Origin of the sequence: Mycobacterium sp. IS-2888, assembly GCF_001954215.1 — a bacterium.
Lineage (GTDB): Bacteria > Actinomycetota > Actinomycetes > Mycobacteriales > Mycobacteriaceae > Mycobacterium.
The window spans coordinates 1-603 of sequence record NZ_MBET01000077.1 but is presented as its reverse complement, the minus strand read 5'-3'; the positions used below and the strand labels follow the sequence as shown (position 1 = coordinate 603).

The following is a 603-nucleotide window of genomic DNA, read 5'->3' as shown; positions in this document are numbered from 1 at the left end:
AAGGAGATAGCCAAGATGGCAACACGTTTTATGACTGATCCGCACTCGATGCGGGCGATGGCGGGCCGCTTTGAGATGCATGCTCAGACGGTGGCCGATGAGGCGCGCAAGATGTGGGCGTCCTCGCAGAACATCGCTGGCGCTGGCTGGAGTGGTCAGGCCCAGGCGACGTCCTACGACACCATGGGTCAGATGAATCAGGCGTTCAACAACATCGTGAACATGCTGCACGGGGTTCGCGACGGGCTGATCCGCGACGCGAACAACTACGAGACCCAAGAGCAGGCCTCGCAGCAGATCCTGAGCCACTAGCCCTTTCATTCGTTAGGAGAACACCGATATGACGATCAATTACCAGTTCGGCGATGTCGATGCCCACGGCGCGCTGATTCGCGCGCAGGCCGCTTCTTTGGAGGCCGAGCACCAGGCCATCGTTCGCGATGTGCTTGCTGCTGGTGACTTCTGGGGCGGTGCGGGTTCGGTGGCTTGCCAGGAGTTCATCACCCAGTTGGGTCGTAACTTCCAGGTGATTTACGAGCAGGCCAACGCCCACGGCCAGAAGGTGCAGACCGCCGGCAGCAACATGGCCAGCACCGACAGCGC

2 protein-coding genes are annotated in these 603 nt (G+C 60.7%); both read left to right on the top strand.

Annotated features, from left to right (window positions below):
* The first annotated feature begins 15 nt into the window (after positions 1-15).
* A complete protein-coding gene (locus A5745_RS15500; protein ID WP_076064588.1) occupies positions 16-312 on the top strand; it encodes a WXG100 family type VII secretion target in 297 nt (98 codons plus the stop codon).
* Between the two features lie 28 nt (positions 313-340).
* Positions 341-603 (top strand): WXG100 family type VII secretion target (locus A5745_RS15495; protein ID WP_076064587.1); only part of this gene is annotated, 263 nt, incomplete at its 3' end.

Coding starts and splice junctions, on each gene's coding strand:
- A5745_RS15500 (WP_076064588.1), top strand. CDS start 16: ATGGCAACACGTTTTATGACTGATCCGCACTCGATGCGGGCGATGGCG.